The sequence below is a fragment of the Allobosea sp. P1_A7 genome (assembly GCF_056406775.1).
Map to the genome: position 1 here is coordinate 1 of NZ_JBFTZN010000552.1, position 1,512 is coordinate 1,512.

Here is a 1,512-nt window from a genome sequence, read left to right on the forward strand (position 1 = left end):
GGCGGACGCGATCATCAGCGCCCGCGGGGTCGTGGTCGCCTTCGACAGCAAGATCGTGCTGAACCATCTCGATCTCGAGATCATGAGCGGCGAGATTCTCGGAGTGATCGGCGCCTCCGGGTCAGGCAAATCGGTCCTGGCCCGCACCATTCTTGGGCTCCTCCCCAAGAAGGAGGGGGTCATCGAGATTTTCGGGAGGGATGTCGATGCCCTTTCGGAGGGCGAACGTCGCATGCYGCAACAACGCTGCGGCGTCATGTTCCAGCAGGGCGCCCTGTTCTCATCATTGACGATCGCAGACAATATCCAGCTGCCGATGCGGGAAACCCTGCATCTCTCGCCAGGTCTTGCCGACGAGATGACCATGCTGAAGCTCGAGATGGTGGGCCTGCCACGCGATGCAGCGAAGAAGCATCCGGCGCAGCTATCAGGCGGCATGACCAAGCGGGCAGCTCTGGCGCGCGCTCTCGCCCTCGACCCCGAGATCCTGTTTCTCGACGAGCCGACTTCGGGCCTCGATCCCATCGCCGCTGATGCCTTCGATCAATTGCTGCTGGCCCTGAAGGCCAGCTTGAACCTGACGGTGATGATGATCACGCACGACCTGAGCAGCCTTCATGCGACCTGCGACAGGATTGCGGCAATCGCACGGGGCAAAGTCATCGCGATCGGAACGCTGCAGGATCTGCTGGCCCACGATGACCCATGGCTCAGGGACTATTTCGCGGGCGAGCGCGGCAGGACCATCTTTGCGGATGAGACGATCGGACCCAATGCATCCTTCGACCGCGATCACCAGGGGCCGATGGCGCTGGGCGCCCGCTGAACGACATAGGCGCCGCCGTGCACGGGTGGCAAGCGTGTTCGCCGCGGAGCACCGCCCCGACCTTGCGCTTCGGCCTTCAAGACGCGAAGTGCCGGAGCGGGATTTTGCCTGCTGACACTGGCCGGCCGCCGTGATGGCCACGGGGCAGCAGCATGGGCAGATCGTCTTCAGGTCTTTCCAATGGTCTTTCTCAAGATCACAAGGTTGGGATCCTCCGGATGGTCGCCCATCTCAAAGCCTTGCTCCCGTTCAATATCAATCGCTTCGCGGTTTTGGCGGCTCTCGAGCGACTCGACGACCTTGACCCCCTTCGCCTCGGCAAATCTGCAGATATGGCCGAGCAGCTCCCACCCGACACCGCGGTGCTTGTCCTCCCTGCGGATCGAGATCGCGACCTCCCCCTTTTGGAGAGCGGCATCGCAAGCCAGCATAGCCGTGGCGATGATCGATTTTCCGTCGTCCGCAAGCGCCACGAAGCTCTCGGTCTGGCGATGATCGATTTGCGTCATCGCAACGAGCCGATCATGGCTCACCTCCCGGATCGTGCTGAGAAAGCGGAAGCGCAAATCCTCAGGCGTCACATGCCTGAAGAACTCCGCCAGTCCCGCCTCATCATCGGGCCGCGCGGGCCGGACATGAAACCTGAAGCCCGTTCGCGTGGTCAGTACCCGGTTCGATTCATCCAT

2 protein-coding genes are annotated in these 1,512 nt (G+C 62.2%); one reads left to right on the forward strand and one right to left on the reverse strand.

Features of this window, described 5'->3' with window-relative positions; genetic code table 11:
* Window positions 1-826: ABC transporter ATP-binding protein (locus AC1D34_RS37510; protein ID WP_476827022.1), on the forward strand; the 826-nt coding region annotated here is incomplete at its 5' end.
* A 167-nt stretch (window positions 827-993) separates the two neighbouring features.
* Here AC1D34_RS37510 and AC1D34_RS37515 read toward each other — a convergent pair.
* Window positions 994-1,512, reverse strand: a complete 519-nt coding sequence (locus tag AC1D34_RS37515) for an N-acetyltransferase family protein (protein WP_476827023.1) — start codon at window positions 1,510-1,512, stop codon at window positions 994-996.

Excerpts from the sequence above, each read along its gene's own strand:
- AC1D34_RS37515 (WP_476827023.1), bottom strand. The coding sequence starts at position 1,512 with ATGGATGAATCGAACCGGGTACTGACCACGCGAACGGGCTTCAGGTTT.